Here is a 14,852-nt window from a genome sequence, read left to right as displayed (position 1 = left end):
GGACTGGATCTCCTCGCCGGCGAAGCGGATGCGCCCCTTCGTCACCGGCACGAGCCGCGAGACGGTGTTGAGCGTCGTGCTCTTGCCGGCGCCGTTCGAGCCGAGCAGGGCGACGATCGCGCCCTCCGGCACCTTCAGCGAGACCTCGGAGAGCGCCTGGATGCGGCCATAGGCGGCGGAGATGCCGTCGATTTCGAGCAGATCAGCCATGATGCGTCTCTTGGGCGGCCTCATGCGCCGCATCGCGGCCGAGATAGGCTTCGATGACGGCCGGATGGGCGCGCACCTCGGCGGCCGTACCCTCGGCAATCTTGGTGCCGAAGCTCAGCACGGTGATCTTGTCCGAGATCGACATGACCAATTGCATGACGTGCTCGACCAGGAGGATCGTCAGGCCGTCGCGCTCGCGCAATTCGCAGAGCAGGCGGTCTAGCGCCGCGATCTCGCGGTTGCGCAGGCCGGCGGCCGGCTCGTCGAGCAGCAGAAGTTTTGGGCGGATAGCGAGCGCGCGGGCGATCTCGACCATTTTCTGGTGGCCGAAATCGAGATTGCGCGCCTTGGTCTGGGCGTAGGAGGTCAGGCCCGTACGCTCCAGCAATTCATCGACATGCTCGACGATGCCGCGCGGGCGGGCGCTGATCGCGTCGCGCCAGGAGCGGCCGGCATGGACATGGGCGCCGATCAGCACGTTCTCGAAGACGGTGAGCTCGCCGAAGAGTTCGAGGTTCTGGAAGCTGCGGGCGATACCGAGCCCCGCCATCTCGCGGGCCGGCATGCGGGTGATGTCGCGCCCGTCATAGGTGATGCGCCCGGCGCTCGGCGTATAGAAGCGCGAGATGCAGTTGAAGGTCGTCGACTTGCCGGCGCCGTTCGGGCCGATCAGGGCATGGATCGAGCCCTTCGCGACGGCCATGTCGAGCCCGCCGACAGCGGTCAGCCCGCCAAAGCGGATCGTCAGCCCCTCGACATTGAGGAAAGGAGCGCTCTCAGCGGCCATGGCGCGCCTCCCGGATACGGTCGCCGATGAAGGCGAAGAGGCCGCGCGGCGCGTACATCATGAACAGGATCAGGATCGCGCCGTAGATGATCTCCTGGTACTGCGGCGCCTGGCGCAGCACCTCCGAGATCAGGCCGAACACGATTGCCCCGCCGATCGCGCCCGCGATCGAGCCGAGCCCGCCGACGACGACCATGGTAAGCACGAGGATCGTGGTCTGGAAGCCCAGGCTGTCCGGGTGGATGAAGGTCTGGAACAGGCCGAACATGCCGCCGGCAAAGCCCGCGATGGCGGCCGAGAGCCCGAAGGAGACGATACGTGCGCGGCGCACGTCGATGCCCATTGCCATCGCCGCGACCTCCGACTCCCGCACCGCCCGGAAGGAACGGCCGAGCCGCGAGCGCGAGATCGCAACGGTGAGCCCGATCATCACGAGGCAGAAGAACAGCACGAAGGGATAGGCCTGCTTGTCGCTGAGGATCTCGATCGGGCCGAAGCGGGCCGGGCTGATGCGCAGGCCGTTCGGGCCGTTGGTGACGCTGTCCCAGTTGGCGAAGACCCATTGCATGGCTTCGCCGAAGGCGAAGGTGGCGAGCGCGAGATAGATGTCGCGCATTCGTAGCGCGAGCGCGCCGATGAACAGGCCGACGGCTCCGGCGACCAGAGCGCCGAACAGCATGGCGACAGGGTAGGGCAGGTCGAACGCGCGGTTGGCGAGGGCGCTCGCATAGATGCCGATGCCGTAGAAGGCGGCATGGGCCATCGAGAACTGGCCGGTCTCGCCGATGACGATGTGCAGGCCGAGGCAGAGCACCACGAAGACCAGCAGCAGGTTGGCGATGTAGACGACATAGCCCGAGGTGAAGACGGGCAGGGCGACGGCGACGAGCGCGGCCGCGACGAGCCCGATCAGGGCCGGGCCGGAGAGGGCGCGGCGGGCCGGCGCAGGCGATGCGAGAGGAGTGGACGACACGGCTCTCAGACCTTCTTGATCGTCAGCTTCCCGCCGAACAGGCCCTGCGGACGCAGGACGAGCACGATCAGGATGGCGAGGAAGGGGGCGAGCACGATGGCGCGCGACGAGATGAACAGCCCGACCATGTTCTCGACGATGCCGATGACGAAGCCGCCGACCACGGCGCCGGGCAGGCTGGAGAAGCCGCCGACGATCGCCGCCGCGAAGGCGAGCATGACGATCGAGCCCATATCAGCGGTCATCAGGATCTTCGGCGAGATCAGCAGCGCCGCGATGGCGGAGATCACGCCCGACAGGCCCCAGATCAGCATGTGGCAGCGACGCAGGTCGACGCCGACGAGCTGGGCGGCCTTGGGGTTCATGCCGACGGCGCGCATGGCCCGGCCGGTCTTGGTGTAGTTGAACATCCAGAAGAAGGCGGCCATCACCGTCACCGCGGTGCCGAAGATGGCGAGGTCGAGCATCGTCACAGAGGCCTGGCCGATCATGACAGAGTCGGTCGAGACCAGCGCGGGGAAGGAACGCGGCGTGTCGCCGAAGCCGGTGCGGCGCACGAGGCCCTTCAGCACATAGGACAGGCCGAGCGTCGCAATGACGAGATAGACGAGGTCCTTGGCCGATTTCGCGACCTGATCGAGGACGAAGCGGCGGAACAGCGCCATGGCGAGGAAGGCCACGACCAGCGTCGCCGGCAGCACGACCCAGATCGGCATCTTCTGGAAGACGAAGAGATAGAGCGCGACATAGCCCGCCGCCATGAAGACCTCGCCCTGGGCGAAGTTCGGCACGTCCGAGGTCTTGAAGATCACCACGATGGCGAGCGCCAGCAGGGCATAGACGCTGCCCGAGACGAGGCCCGAGGCGATGCCTTGCTGCAGGAAGATCAGCGCGAGTTGCAGGTCCATCAGTTCCAGATCCACATCCGGCCCGGTGCCCGGGTCAGGGAAGGGCGGCGGCGCGAAAGCCGCCGCCCGGTCTCATGAGGGAAGGCCGAGAGGCCTGTCCGTGGTGGTCACTTCGCCTGGTAGGTCCAGCGGCTGGTGAAGACGCCCGGCAGCGGGCTCATCGTCGTGCCGTCATACTTGATGAAGATCGTCGAGCGGTTGGCGGCGCGCTGCTCCGGGCCGAACTGCATGCGGCCGGCCATGACGCCCGAGTCGAAATCCTGCGTCTTCAGCGCGGCGAGCACCTTCTCGCGGGTCGGGTTAGGGCCGGCATCCTGCAGCGCCTTGACCAGCGACATCGCCGGGGGGATGCCGTAGGGCATGTAGGTCTGCGGATGGTCGGGCTTGGCCGCGAGCTCCGGATAGGCCGCCTTGTACATATCGTAGATCGGCTTCAGCTTGGCGCCGCCGGGCGAGTCGATCATCACTTCCTGTGTGTAGAAGTTCTTGAGCGCGTCCTTGCCGACATTCTCGGCGAGCTGGTTGAGGCTGGCCGTGCCGGTGACCGAGAGGATGATCGGCTTGTTGAAGCCCATCTCGGCCGCCTTCTTGATCAAGAGCGCTGCCGGGCGGGCATAGGTGACCAGCAGGATCGCATCCGGATTGGCGGCGCGCACCTTCAGGAACGGCGCGGTGACGTCGTTAATGCCGGGATTGATCGACTCGACCGAGAGCTTCACGCCGTTGACCTCGGCGTCCTTCTTCGAGCCTTCGAGGTTCCAGGCGCCATAGGCGTCGTCATGGTTGATATAGGCGACGTTCTTGGCGCCGAACTGCTTGGCGGCGAACTCGATCATGGCGCCGCCGACGGCGTATTGCGAGATCGAATAGGCACCGAAGATGTAGTCGGTCGGCGGGAACAGCGCGCCGTCGCCCGATGCGTTCAGCATCAGGTAGGGCACCTTGTTGCGGACGACATAGTCCTTGGCGGCGACGACGGCGGCCGAGCACGAGCCGCCATTGAGCATGAACACGTTTTCCTGCTCGACCAGCTTCTTCACCGCCGCAACCAAATCGTTGGCATTGCAGCGATCGTCCTCGACGACATACTCGATCTTGCGGCCGTGGATGCCGCCTTCCTTATTGATCTTGTCGTAGTACATCTTGGCCGCGTTCACGACGTCGAAGCCATAGGCCATGTTCGGGCCGGACAGCGGGCCGAAGATGCCGATCTTGATCGCCTTGTCGGTGATGCCCGGCTCCTGGGCGCCTGCAGCGGCCCCGATCAGCAGGCTGGCGGCCAGCGTCAGGCCGGCTGCGGTCTTGTTCACGCTCATCGTATCTCTCCCTGGTCGTTGGTTTATCTTGTCGTTGAGGTCATTGGCGCACAGCGCCTCGATCCTGAGGGGATCATAGCGGGCCGGTGGCGGGCATCTGTCACAGCGGCTTGGGACATCGCGGCGGCTAACCTTCCGAGCCATGCAGTGGCGCCAACGAGGGCGCGTCATGGGCGGGGTAGGACAACTCGCGGAAGATATGGAAGGTGCGCATGATGTGCTTGCGCATCGCCTGCTCGGCCCGGTCGCCGTCGCGCGCCAGCAAGGCCTGCAGGATGATCTCGTGGTCCTCGTTGCTGAGGCGGAATTCGGCCGGCGAGGTCATCCGCGCCACCGAGCCGTTGAAGTAGAACCGGCCCGAACGCAGGATCGCGTCGCGCAGCTTCTCGTTGCGGGCGGCGGCGACGATGATGCCGTGGAACTCGCGATTGGTCTCGACGCGGGCCTTGTCGTCGGCGGGGTCACTGGCGATTCGGCGGGCATGCACGGCCGCGACAGCCGCGATCTCGTCATCGGTCGCCCGCTCGGCGGCGAGCCGGGCGGCATAGCCCTCCAGCGCCGCGCGGACTTCGGAGTTCTCGCTGGCCTCGACGGCGGTGATCTCGCGCACGGCCCAGCCGCGCCGGCGCGGCACAATAAGCTGCTCGACGGCCAACCGCTGCAAGGCTTCGCGCACCGGCGTCCGGCTGACCGCTAGCGCAGCCGCGATATCGGCCTCGATCAAGGGCTCGTTCGGACGCATCTCGCCGGAAAGGATGGCATTGCGCAGGGTTTCATAGGCATCGCCCGAGCGGCGCCGGCCGAGCGCGCCCTTCTCGGCGTCCCCCGATGGCTGGTCCGAAGCGGCGAGTGTGAAGCGCTTCTGCATGCGATCCCCGAAGGCAGCGTCGATCCGATGATGCCGAAGCCTTATCGCGTCCGCTGTCACCAGAGCAGGGGACAGCGGTAACGGTTTCATCCGCGCGCCGGCAGCACTTCGGCGCGGCATGCGCCGAAGCCGATGCTGGCAAAGCCTTCTCGCCGGGCGCTGGCTCGCATGACGATCGCGTCGCCATCGACGAGATAGGTCCGGCTCTCGCCGTTGGGCAGGGTGATCGCCTCGCGACCGCCGCGCGTGATCTCCATCAGGCTGCCGAAGGAACCGGGGTCGCGCCCTGAGATCGTGCCAGAACCGAAGAGATCGCCCGCTTCAAGGTTGCAGCCGTTCGAGCTGTGATGCGCTACGAACTGCGCCGGCGTCCAGTAGAGGTCGCGCGTGCTGCCGAGCGAGAGCCGGTGCGGCGCCAGACCGCCTGCGCGCATCGAAGCGGTCTCGATGAAGACCTCGAGCGTAACGTCGAGCGCATGTGGTACGTCTGCCTCGGCAGGGTTGAGATAGGGCAGGGCCGCCGGGTCGCCTTCGGGACGCGGCGCCTGGGCCTTCCGGAAGGGCGCCAGCGCCTCCGGCGTCACGATCCAGGGCGAGATCGTCGTAGCAAAGCCCTTGGACAGGAAAGGGCCGAGCGGCTGGTATTCCCAGGCCTGGATATCGCGCGCTGACCAGTCGTTGAGCAGGCAGAACCCAGCGATCCGGTCATCGGCCTCATCGATCGGCACGGGCGAGCCCTGCGCATTGCCGGGGCCGATCCAGATGCCCAGTTCCAGCTCGTAATCGAGATTGCGGCAGGGGCCGAAGCTGGGCTCCGCTTCGTCCGGACGCTTGCGCTGGCCATTGGGGCGCAGGAAGGGCTCACCGGACGGCCGGACCGACGAGGCGCGGCCGTTATAGCCAATCGGGATATGCTTGTAGTTCGGCAGCAGCGGATTGTCCGGCCGCAGCAGCGAGCCGATATTCAGGGCGTGCTGGATACCGGCATAGAAATCCGTGTAATCGCCGATCCGCGCCGGCAGGCCAAGTAAGCAGTTCCGCGCCGGATGCAGTATCGGCTTAAGCTGGGCTTGTGCAGGCGAGCCTTCTGCCAGCAGGGCCGAAAGCCGAGCCCTGAGTTGCTTACGCGCAGCCGTTCCCAGGCCGATAAAGCCATTCAGGGTCGGCGCGGCCGCGGCCGTGACGGTCTCCTCGATGTCGGCGCAAAGACCCGACCCCGCAAGCGCCGCCAGATCGAGGATTTCGTCGCCGATCGCGACGCCGCCCCGCGCTTGTCCGCCGTCGGGTGAGAACACACCGAAGGGCAGGTTCTGGATCGGGAATTCCGCATGGTCCCGCGCCGATTCGACCCAACTGCGCAGGGCCGGATCATGGCTGGCTTCGAGCGCGACGGCGGAGGAGGTGGGGCGAGGCGAGTTTTCCGCCCGTGTGTCGAGAGTGCTGCCCTGCATAGGCTCATCCAATCCGTTCTGACTCGGTCAGTTCGGCGGCGAGCCTAAGCGGAAGCGCTGCCCGGCCTCTGTCCCCTGCGCGTGGGACGTGGGGGGCGCTCAGTCGACGGGGAAGCGTTCCTCCATCAGCGCGAGCGCTTCGAGCAAAGGTTCGGCATGCGAGCCGAGCGCCGCGAGGATGCCGGCCTCGAACGCCAGCGCGCGCGGCACGATCTCGCCATAGGCCTTCAGGCCCGCAGCGGTCAGGGACAGGCTTTCCTCGCGCCGGTCCTGCTCGCTCTCGCGACGGACGAGCCAGCGCCGCTCCTCCAGCGCCCGCACCGCCCGGCTGACCTTGGTCTTGTGCATCGAGGAATGCTTGCCGATGGCCTTGGCCGTCATCGTGCCGAACTGGGCGAGGGTGGCCAGCACCCGCCATTCCGGCACGGTTAGGTCGTGATGCGGCCCGTAGACCGCCCGGAACTGCTGGGAAACCGCCGAGCTCAGGCGGTTCAGGCGATAGGGCAGGAAGTGTTCGAGAGCGAGTTTCGACATGCCTTGTTAGTTACAAAATCGACAGTTACCAGAGCAACCATCTCGAACGAAGCTCGCACAGGGCATGCCGCGGGCCTCAGGCCGTCGCGAGGAGAGGGCGCCACCATGAACGTTCAGAACCCGTCCCAGGTCGGTGCCGCCAAGGCCGCAAGCGCCATCGCCGCCGGCTACATGTCCGGCTTCGGCAACGGCTTCGAGACCGAGGCGCTGCCGGGCGCCCTGCCGCTGGGACGCAACTCGCCGCAGAAATGCGCCTATGGGCTCTATGCCGAGCAGCTCTCCGGTTCGCCCTTCACGGCGCCGCGCACCACAAACGAGCGCTCCTGGCTCTATCGCATCCGCCCGACGGTGGCGCATTGGAACGAGTTCCGGAAGGTCGATGCCGGCTTCTGGCGCACCGCGCCGGCCCGCGAGGTCGATATGCCGATCGCGCCGTTGCGCTGGAGCCCGATCCCGATCCCGTCGAAGCCGATCTCTTTCGTCGAGGGCGTCCATAGCATGACCACCGCCGGCGATGCCGGCAGTCAGGGCGGCATGGGCGCGCATGTCTACCTGATCACCCGCTCGATGGGGGACGAGTATTTCTACAATGCCGATGGCGAGATGCTGTTCGTGCCGCAGCAGGGCGATCTCAGGCTGTGGACCGAGTTCGGCATCATCGACATCGAGCCTGGCGAGATCGCCGTGATCCCGCGGGGCGTGAAGATCCGCGTCGAGCTGAGGGACGGGCCGGCCCGTGGCTATATCTGCGAGAACTATGGCGGCGCTTTCACCTTGCCGGAGCGGGGGCCGATCGGCGCCAACTGCCTGGCCAATCCGCGCGATTTCCTGACGCCCGTCGCGGCTTACGAGGATCGCGACGCGCCCTCCAAGATGTATGTGAAATGGGACGGCAATCTCTGGGCCGCCGATATCGAGCATTCGCCGCTCGACGTCGTCGCCTGGCATGGCAACTACGCCCCGTACAAATATGATCTCAGGCGCTTTTCGCCGGTCGGGCCTGTCCTGTACGACCATGCTGACCCGTCGATCTTCACGGTGCTGACCTCGCCATCGGAGACGCCCGGCACCGCCAATATCGACTTCGTCATCTTCTCGGATCGCTGGCTGGTGGCCGAGAACACCTTCCGGCCGCCCTGGTACCATATGAACGTGATGAGCGAGTTCATGGGGCTGGTCTACGGCGTCTACGACGCCAAGACCGGCGGCGGCTTCGTGCCGGGCGGCATCTCGCTGCATAACAGCATGCTGCCGCACGGGCCGGACGTCGATGCCTTCGAGAAGGCGAGCAACGTCGAACTAAAGCCGCACAAGCTCGAGGGCACGCTGGCCTTCATGTTCGAGACGCGGTTTCCGCAGCAGGTCACGGCCTTCGCCGCCGGCTCGGATTCGCTTCAGCGCGACTATGGCGGCTACGGCCACAAACTGACCAAGCATTTCGATCCGAACAGGCCTTGAGCGAGAGAGGGTATGCCCACCGGCGGCCGGTTTCGTAGGCGGTCAGTTGAGCTTTGCCGGCCACTCATCCCTCATCGCGCCCAACAGGTCTCGGTCGTCGACATCACCTGAATCCGGGCATGGCAGGGCTGGTTATACCTGGCCGGGGTGCTAGGCCTGTACCCCCCGCAAGGTGACCGAACACTGGGGCCAATAATCAGGGTTTTGCCTCGGGAATGATCACCATGGCTGCCAGCCCGCCGCCAACGCGGTTGGAGAGCTGGACGGATCCGCCGAGGGTTGCGGCAAGCTGCTGCGCGATCGCAAGCCCAAGCCCAGCTCCTCCGGTCTCGCGATTGCGCGACTGCTCCAAACGGAAAAAGGGCTGCATGGCGGCGGCCAGCATCTCTTCGGGAATGCCGGGCCCACGGTCCTGCACGGTAATCGCGATGGCGCCCTGTCTGCGTTCCATCTCGATCTCGGCGGCGCCTGCGAATTTCAAGGCATTGTCGATGAAATTCGACAGGATGCGCCGCAGCGCGTGCGGCTTGGTGGAGGCGATGCCGTCGATCCGGCTGGCAACCGTCACCGCCTTGCCGGTGTCCTGATAGTCATAGGCGATGCTGTCGACGAAGGAGGCAAGGTCGATCCGCGTCGTCTTCTCGCCGCTGCTGTGGGCGCTGCGTGCATAGGCGATGCCGTCCTGTACCAGCCGCTCGATCTCGCGGAGGTCGTTGACGAGCTTCTCCCGCTCGGGCGAGTCGTCGGCCATGTCGGCGCGTAGCCGCATGCGGGTGATCGGGGTCTGGAGATCGTGCGAGATCGCCGCGAGGATCTGCACGCGTTCTTCCAGATAATGCGCGATCCGTTCGCGCATCGCATTGAAGGCCCGGGCGGCATGAGCGACCTCGCTGGGGCCGGCCTCGCTCAAGGGCGGAGTCTTCGCGTTGGGGTCAAGCGCCTCGGCGGCGGCGGCGAGTTCGCCGAGCGGACGGACCGCCTGCCTGACCGCGAACCAGGCACAAGCCAGCAAAAGGACCATCTGCGCCACCAGGACATAAGGCAGCCAGTCCGCGACCGGCATGATCCCGCGCGGCGTGATCTCGATCGTGAGCGGGCTGCCGTCGCTCAGGGTCAGATGCGCCTGCAGGCGGCCTTCCTCGCCCGGGATCGCTTCGATCCGCAGGGGAAAGCGCGAGCCGGCGGCGCTTGCCAGCCTGGCCGCGATCTCCTGGCCGTGGCGCGACGTGTTGGGCACTCCAGCACGGCCCGGCCCCAGAGCGAGCGTATAGTTGCCGCGGCTGAGCCATTCGAGCAGTTCGGGCCGTTCGGCAGCCGGCGTCCGGTCGAGAACCGCGATCGAGGTCGCGACATCGTTCTCCAGCGTGCGGAACATCGCCGCCGTCGCCGACATCGTACGCTCGGCGTAGAGAACGCCGAAGGAGAGGCCGTAGGCGACAGCCAATCCCGCCAGCAGGATCAGGAACAAGCGGGCGCGCAAGGTCCGGGGCAGGAAGCGAAAGCGGGACGCGGCGTTCGCGGTCACGACCTGGGTTCCGTGATCTCGACGGGGACCGCCAGCACATAGCCCTCGCTGCGCACGGTCTTGATATAGGTCGGCTCGCGCGCATCGTCGCCGAGCCGCTGGCGCAGGCGGCTGACCAGCAGGTCGATCGAGCGGTCGAACAGTTCGGCATCGCGCCCCTGCGTCAGGTTCAGGAGCTGGTCGCGGTTGAGCACGCGCTGGGGATGGTCGATGAAGACGCGCAGCAGCCGGTATTCGGCGCCGCTCAGCGCCACTTCCGTCTCCTGCGCATCGAGGAGATGGCGCCGCACGGTATCGAGCCGCCAGGCGCCGAAGGTCAGGATCTGGCCGGCTTCGCTGATCTGCAGGTTCGGCGGCAACATCCGGGTGCGTCGCAGCACGGCATTGATCCGCGCCAGCAATTCACGGGCGGCGAAGGGTTTCGAGAGATAGTCGTCCGCACCCATCTCCAGCCCGATGACACGATCCATCTCGTCGCTGCGGGCCGTCAGCATCAGGATAGGCGTCGCCTTGTGCTTGCCGGCGCGCAACTCGCGGCAGAGCGCGAGCCCGTCCTGGCCCGGCATCATCACGTCGAGCACGATCAGGTCGACGGTGTTGGCGTCGAGGAAGCTGCGCATCTGACGGCCGTCCGCGGCGGTCGAAGTCCGCAACCCGTTCTTCGCGAGATAGCTCGATACCAGATCGCGGATCTCACGGTCGTCATCGACGATCAGGACGTGGTCGACATGCTCCATGACAGGATTTTCCGCTTCCACCGAGGGGCGCTTCGCGACAGTCGTTTCTCATAGCCGGCCGACAGGCTTCGGCGAAGCCCCGAAGCCGTCCAGGGTGACGCCGGACGCCTGAAGGGTGCCCGGCAACGGCCGGCCGTTCTATGAGCCGGCCAGTGTCGAGACCACGGCCGGAAGCCAGGATGCGACATTGGGATCGCTGGCATCCCAGGCGCAGGGCACGGCTGCCAGCGCGGTGATCGCCAGCAGGATGAAGGCGATCCTGCGTTTGCGGATGATGGTCATGTCATCGCCTCCTTGCTCGCGGCTTGCTCAGACGACGCTGAGCTCAACGTCGATGTTGCCGCGCGTGGCCTTGGAATAGGGGCAGGTCTGGTGGGCTTCGTGGATGAGGCTCTGCGCCAGTTCGCGGTCGAGGCCAGGCAGGCTGACGCGCAGGCGGGCCTGCAGGAAATAGGCACCATCCGTCGAGCCGAGATCGACCTCGGTATCGACGGCGAGGTCGGCCGGCAGCGCAACCTTGCGCTTGCCGGCGGCCAGGCCGATCGCGCCGATGAAGCAGGCCGACCAGCCGGCGGCAAAGAGCTGCTCGGGATTGGTGCCGGCGCCGGCGCTGCCGGGAGGCGACAGCTTGATGTCGAGCCGCCCGTCGGAGCTGCGTGAGGCGCCGTCGCGGCCACCGGTGGTGTGGGTGCGGCCAGTATAGAGAACCTTGTCGATCTTGGTCATGGAACGCTCCATCTCGTCCGTCGCCGCCATGAGCGGCGGCGGGTGATGGAGCGTTTCCCAAGCCGAGGTATCGGGATTGTTTTGCGAACCGGCCGATTTGTAACGCAGCGTATATCCGCCGCGTTTCGACATCTTGCGCCACGCGAAGGCACTCGCGGCGCGAGGCGATGCGCCCGAGAGCGAGCGGATTGTATCGGCCTGTATCATCGCCCCTCCGGGCGGAGAGACGCTTACAATTCGCGCCATCCCCGAAACAGCGGTGACACAGCCGGCGGGCTCGTTGCGATCTCTCGCAACCAGGGACAACAATCATGTCAGAACAGATCGATCAGCCTCGCCGCAATCTCCTGAGCGCCTTCGCATGGGGAGCAACGGTGGCGACCTTCGCGGGAATCGGCGCTGCCCATGCCCAGGCGCGCTCGCCATCCGCTGCCGCCTCGCCGACGGCAGGGCAGGGTGGCCACGCAGGTTTTGCCGCGCTGAAGCAGGTGAAGGCCGGCGTGCTCGATATCGGCTATGCCGAAGACGGCCCGGCCGATGGACCACCGGTCCTGCTGCTCCACGGCTGGCCCTATGACATCCATAGCTATGTCGATGTCGCACCGATCCTGGCCAAGGCCGGCTATCGCGTGCTCGTGCCGCATCTGCGCGGCTACGGCACCACCCGCTTCCTCTCGGCGGATACCCCGCGCAACGGCCAGCAGGGGGCGCTCGCCACCGACATCATCGCCTTCATGGACGCGCTGAAGATCGAGAAGGCCGTTATCGGCGGCTATGACTGGGGCGCGCGCACAGCCGACATCATCGCCGCGCTCTGGCCGGAGCGCGTCAAGGCGCTGGTCTCGGTCAGCGGTTATCTCATCGGCAGCCAGGACGCGAACAAGCCGCCGCTGCCGCCCAAGGCCGAATTGCAGTGGTGGTACCAGTTCTATTTCGCCACCGAGCGGGGCGCGGCCGGCTATGCCAAGTACACCCATGACTTCGCCCGGCTGATATGGGAGCTCGCCTCGCCGCAATGGAAATTCGACGACGCGACCTTCGCCCGTTCGGCTGTCGCCCTCGACAATCCCGACCATGTCGCGATCTCGATCCATAACTACCGCTGGCGCCTCGGCTTGGCGCAGGGCGAGCCGCAATACGACGCACTGGAAAAGAAGCTCGCCGCATTCCCGAGCATCGGCGTGCCCGCCATCACCATCGAGGGCGATGCCAACGGCGCGCCCCATCCGGAGCCGGCGGCCTATGCCAAGCGCTTTACCGGCAGGTACGAGCACCGGCTGTTCAAGGGGGGCATCGGCCACAACCCGCCGCAGGAGGCCCCCCGGGAGTTCGCACAGGCGATCATCGACGCCGACAGGCTCTGAAGCCGAAATTTCGACGCGATAGGAAAAGGCGCCCGGGCGAGAACCCGGGCGCCTTTTTGATGGCAGGCTACGCTGTCGGGACAGCGTTCACCCGAAGGTGAACGCGTAGGCTTCGGCGCCGGCATCGAGGAAGCGGATCTCGAAGGTGCGCTCCCCAACGTTCCCGGCTTGGCGAACGAGCTGATAGAGCCGGGTTTCCGAGATCGTGCCGTTCCCGGCTGCGTCGATATCGGCTCCGTGGTCGGCGGCGGGCGGGACTCCATCGACCGTGACGTGGAAGCGGATCGGCTTTCCCGCCGGGCCAGGTCCGAGCACGAGATGCAGGTCGCGCGCCCTGAAGCGGAGCGCGATGCCGCCGGCGGCGCGGGAGAGCCGGGCGCTCTCAGCGCAGACCGTCCAGTTGCCGTCGAGCGCCCATTGATTGAGCCTGAGCTTGCCCACGCTGTAGTCCTGCGGCCGGTCGCCCGTGATCCCTTCCGGCGAGGCGAAGCCCGACGCCTTGGAATAGCCGAGATAGGTTTCGCCCGAACGGATATTGGCCAGGTCCGGCGCGGCCTGGGCGCCGGATGCCTGTGGCGTCACGAAGTCGGCCGCTGCCTTGCGCTGTCCGGCAGCCTCGGCGAGGAGATCCTGGATGGCCCGGTCCGAGAGCGCTTCGCCGCCTTCGCCGAACTGGGTGTGGCGGATACGGCCCTGCGCATCGACGAGATAGATCGCCGGCCAGTAGCTGTTGCGGAAGGCACGCCAGATCCTGAAATCATTGTCGACGGCGATCGGATAGTCGATCCCGAACCGAGCTGCCGCCTGCCGAATGTTCTCGACCTTCTTCTCGAAGGCGAATTCCGGAGTGTGGACGCCGACCACGACGAGGCCCCGGTCCCGGTACTTCTCCGCCCAGGCGCGGATATAGGGCAGGGTGCGGATGCAGTTGATGCAGGAATAGGTCCAGAAGTTCACCAGGACGACTTTGCCCCGCAGCTCTTCCGCCTTCAGCGGGGCCGTATTGAGCCAGCTCACGGCGCCGTCGAAGCCCGGCATCGCGCCGTGATCGGGCAGCCTGCTGCGATAGGGCTGGGCGGACATTCCGGCGCCGTCCGGCGAAGCATTCTCGGCGACGCGCAAGGCGGCCGCTCCATCGCGGCCAAGGCCGTCCAGAACACTTTGCTCGATGCCGGTCGTGGCGGCGAAGGAGAGCCGGGTGAGCAGTCCGGTATCGAACCCGAGGCCGATCGCCAGCACGCTCGCCAGCACCGCGACGCCGACGCCCCGGCGGACGCGCTCGCCGAACCCCAATGCGCGCTTCATCGCCTCCAACACCTCGCCGCTGGCCCGCAGAGCGAACCCGAGCGACGTCGCGGCTCCCGCTGCATAGGCAGCCAGAAGCAGAACCGTCCCGGAATTGGCGCCGTGCAAGGCGGCGCCCGTCAGCACGAGGCCGAGGATCGGGCCCGCGCAGGGCGCCCAGAGCAGGCCGGTCGCGACGCCGAGCAACAGGGAGCCGGCGATGGATCGAGGTCCGGTGTTACCGTCCCCCGACAGCCGCACTCCAAGTGCGACGAGGGGACGGTTGAGGAAGGCCGCCGCGCGCGATGAGATCAGGGTCACGCCGAAGACGGCCAGCAGCGTCAGCGCCGCGTAGCGCCCGGCTTCGTTGGCCTGTACCACCCAGCCTCCCCCGACAGCCGCGAGGCTGGCGACGGCTGTGAAGGTGACGGCCAATGCGGCCAGCATCGGCAATGCGCTGCGGCGGAACGTTTGCCCGGAGCGAGCGAAGACGAAGGGTAAGATCGGAAGGATACAGGGGCTGAAGATGGTCAGCACGCCGGCAAGATAGGAGGCGACGAACAGGGTCATGGCAGGGTCCTCTGGGCGGGACCACGCCTGTCGCGCACGTCACCGCCAAGCCCGCACTGGAACCTGGCGACGTATCCGCATTGTTTTCCCCTCAGTCCAAACCGTAACTCCTTGTATCCTGGCGCTAACACATCTGCCGAC

15 protein-coding genes are annotated in these 14,852 nt (G+C 66.5%); 2 read left to right on the top strand and 13 right to left on the bottom strand.

Features of this window, described 5'->3' with window-relative positions:
• The 8 genes from JHD80_RS18250 to JHD80_RS18215 form a co-directional block, all read right to left on the bottom strand.
• The coding region (locus JHD80_RS18250) for an ATP-binding cassette domain-containing protein (RefSeq protein ID WP_199090253.1) at nucleotides 1-210 on the bottom strand (210 nt) is incomplete at its 3' end.
• Entirely contained in the window at nucleotides 203-997 is a 795-nt protein-coding gene (locus JHD80_RS18245) for an ABC transporter ATP-binding protein (protein WP_199090245.1), read from the bottom strand. The genes JHD80_RS18250 and JHD80_RS18245, both read right to left, overlap by 8 nt.
• Nucleotides 987-1,970: an ABC transporter permease subunit gene (locus JHD80_RS18240; RefSeq protein ID WP_199090243.1), complete on the bottom strand. Its 984-nt coding sequence runs from the start codon at nucleotides 1,968-1,970 to the stop codon at nucleotides 987-989. Before JHD80_RS18240 ends, JHD80_RS18245 begins: the two co-directional genes overlap by 11 nt.
• Before the next feature lie 5 nt (nucleotides 1,971-1,975).
• A complete protein-coding gene (locus tag JHD80_RS18235) occupies nucleotides 1,976-2,878 on the bottom strand; it encodes a branched-chain amino acid ABC transporter permease (protein WP_199090241.1) in 903 nt (300 codons plus the stop codon).
• 107 nt (nucleotides 2,879-2,985) lie between these two features.
• The gene (locus JHD80_RS18230; RefSeq protein ID WP_199090239.1) at nucleotides 2,986-4,194 is read right to left on the bottom strand and encodes an ABC transporter substrate-binding protein; all 1,209 of its coding nucleotides are present in this window, start codon (nucleotides 4,192-4,194) and stop codon (nucleotides 2,986-2,988) included.
• Between the two features lie 127 nt (nucleotides 4,195-4,321).
• Entirely contained in the window at nucleotides 4,322-5,062 is a 741-nt protein-coding gene (locus tag JHD80_RS18225; RefSeq protein WP_199090237.1) for a GntR family transcriptional regulator, read from the bottom strand.
• Between the two features lie 86 nt (nucleotides 5,063-5,148).
• Nucleotides 5,149-6,513 (bottom strand): fumarylacetoacetase, encoded by a 1,365-nt coding sequence (gene fahA, locus JHD80_RS18220; RefSeq protein WP_199090235.1) that lies wholly within the window; start codon nucleotides 6,511-6,513, stop codon nucleotides 5,149-5,151.
• 99 nt (nucleotides 6,514-6,612) lie between these two features.
• Entirely contained in the window at nucleotides 6,613-7,047 is a 435-nt protein-coding gene (locus JHD80_RS18215; protein WP_199090233.1) for a MarR family winged helix-turn-helix transcriptional regulator, read from the bottom strand.
• Nucleotides 7,048-7,152: 105 nt separating this feature from the next.
• Here JHD80_RS18215 and hmgA point away from each other — a divergent pair, with 105 nt between their 5' ends.
• Nucleotides 7,153-8,505, top strand: coding sequence for a homogentisate 1,2-dioxygenase (gene hmgA / locus JHD80_RS18210; protein WP_199090220.1), 1,353 nt, complete (start codon nucleotides 7,153-7,155; stop codon nucleotides 8,503-8,505).
• Nucleotides 8,506-8,701: 196 nt separating this feature from the next.
• Here the strand turns inward: hmgA and JHD80_RS18205 are convergent, their stop codons facing one another.
• The 4 genes from JHD80_RS18205 to JHD80_RS18190 all read right to left on the bottom strand — a co-directional run bounded on the left by JHD80_RS18205 (nucleotide 8,702) and on the right by JHD80_RS18190 (nucleotide 11,493).
• On the bottom strand, nucleotides 8,702-10,030 hold the full coding sequence (locus tag JHD80_RS18205) for an ATP-binding protein (RefSeq protein WP_199090218.1): 1,329 nt from the start codon (nucleotides 10,028-10,030) through the stop codon (nucleotides 8,702-8,704).
• A complete protein-coding gene (locus JHD80_RS18200; RefSeq protein WP_199090216.1) occupies nucleotides 10,027-10,767 on the bottom strand; it encodes a response regulator in 741 nt (246 codons plus the stop codon). The genes JHD80_RS18205 and JHD80_RS18200 overlap by 4 nt, the downstream gene beginning before the upstream one ends.
• A 138-nt stretch (nucleotides 10,768-10,905) precedes the next feature.
• Nucleotides 10,906-11,049 (bottom strand): hypothetical protein, encoded by a 144-nt coding sequence (locus JHD80_RS18195; RefSeq protein ID WP_199090215.1) that lies wholly within the window; start codon nucleotides 11,047-11,049, stop codon nucleotides 10,906-10,908.
• 27 nt (nucleotides 11,050-11,076) lie between these two features.
• The gene (locus tag JHD80_RS18190; RefSeq protein ID WP_199090213.1) at nucleotides 11,077-11,493 is read right to left on the bottom strand and encodes an organic hydroperoxide resistance protein; all 417 of its coding nucleotides are present in this window, start codon (nucleotides 11,491-11,493) and stop codon (nucleotides 11,077-11,079) included.
• Nucleotides 11,494-11,804: 311 nt separating this feature from the next.
• Here JHD80_RS18190 and JHD80_RS18185 point away from each other — a divergent pair, with 311 nt between their 5' ends.
• Complete coding sequence (locus tag JHD80_RS18185; RefSeq protein ID WP_199090211.1) at nucleotides 11,805-12,857, top strand: alpha/beta fold hydrolase; 1,053 nt, start codon at nucleotides 11,805-11,807, stop codon at nucleotides 12,855-12,857.
• Nucleotides 12,858-12,944: 87 nt separating this feature from the next.
• On the opposite strand, the gene JHD80_RS18180 is transcribed toward JHD80_RS18185, so the two are convergent.
• Nucleotides 12,945-14,711 (bottom strand): cytochrome c biogenesis protein DipZ, encoded by a 1,767-nt coding sequence (locus JHD80_RS18180; protein ID WP_199090209.1) that lies wholly within the window; start codon nucleotides 14,709-14,711, stop codon nucleotides 12,945-12,947.
• Between the last annotated feature and the right edge of the window lie 141 nt (nucleotides 14,712-14,852).

The organism is Allobosea sp. ASV33, from assembly GCF_016428755.1.
Classification (GTDB): Bacteria; Pseudomonadota; Alphaproteobacteria; order Rhizobiales; family Beijerinckiaceae; genus Allobosea.
Note: the sequence above shows the minus strand (reverse complement) of the source record. Positions and strands in the feature narration are given on the sequence as shown.

Coding starts and splice junctions, on each gene's coding strand:
- JHD80_RS18245 (WP_199090245.1), bottom strand. CDS start 997: ATGGCCGCTGAGAGCGCTCCTTTCCTCAATGTCGAGGGGCTGACGATC.
- JHD80_RS18235 (WP_199090241.1), bottom strand. CDS start 2,878: ATGGACCTGCAACTCGCGCTGATCTTCCTGCAGCAAGGCATCGCCTCG.
- JHD80_RS18230 (WP_199090239.1), bottom strand. CDS start 4,194: ATGAGCGTGAACAAGACCGCAGCCGGCCTGACGCTGGCCGCCAGCCTG.
- JHD80_RS18225 (WP_199090237.1), bottom strand. CDS start 5,062: ATGCAGAAGCGCTTCACACTCGCCGCTTCGGACCAGCCATCGGGGGAC.
- fahA (WP_199090235.1), bottom strand. CDS start 6,513: ATGCAGGGCAGCACTCTCGACACACGGGCGGAAAACTCGCCTCGCCCC.
- JHD80_RS18215 (WP_199090233.1), bottom strand. CDS start 7,047: ATGTCGAAACTCGCTCTCGAACACTTCCTGCCCTATCGCCTGAACCGC.
- hmgA (WP_199090220.1), top strand. CDS start 7,153: ATGAACGTTCAGAACCCGTCCCAGGTCGGTGCCGCCAAGGCCGCAAGC.
- JHD80_RS18200 (WP_199090216.1), bottom strand. CDS start 10,767: ATGGAGCATGTCGACCACGTCCTGATCGTCGATGACGACCGTGAGATC.
- JHD80_RS18195 (WP_199090215.1), bottom strand. CDS start 11,049: ATGACCATCATCCGCAAACGCAGGATCGCCTTCATCCTGCTGGCGATC.
- JHD80_RS18190 (WP_199090213.1), bottom strand. CDS start 11,493: ATGACCAAGATCGACAAGGTTCTCTATACTGGCCGCACCCACACCACC.
- JHD80_RS18185 (WP_199090211.1), top strand. CDS start 11,805: ATGTCAGAACAGATCGATCAGCCTCGCCGCAATCTCCTGAGCGCCTTC.
- JHD80_RS18180 (WP_199090209.1), bottom strand. CDS start 14,711: ATGACCCTGTTCGTCGCCTCCTATCTTGCCGGCGTGCTGACCATCTTC.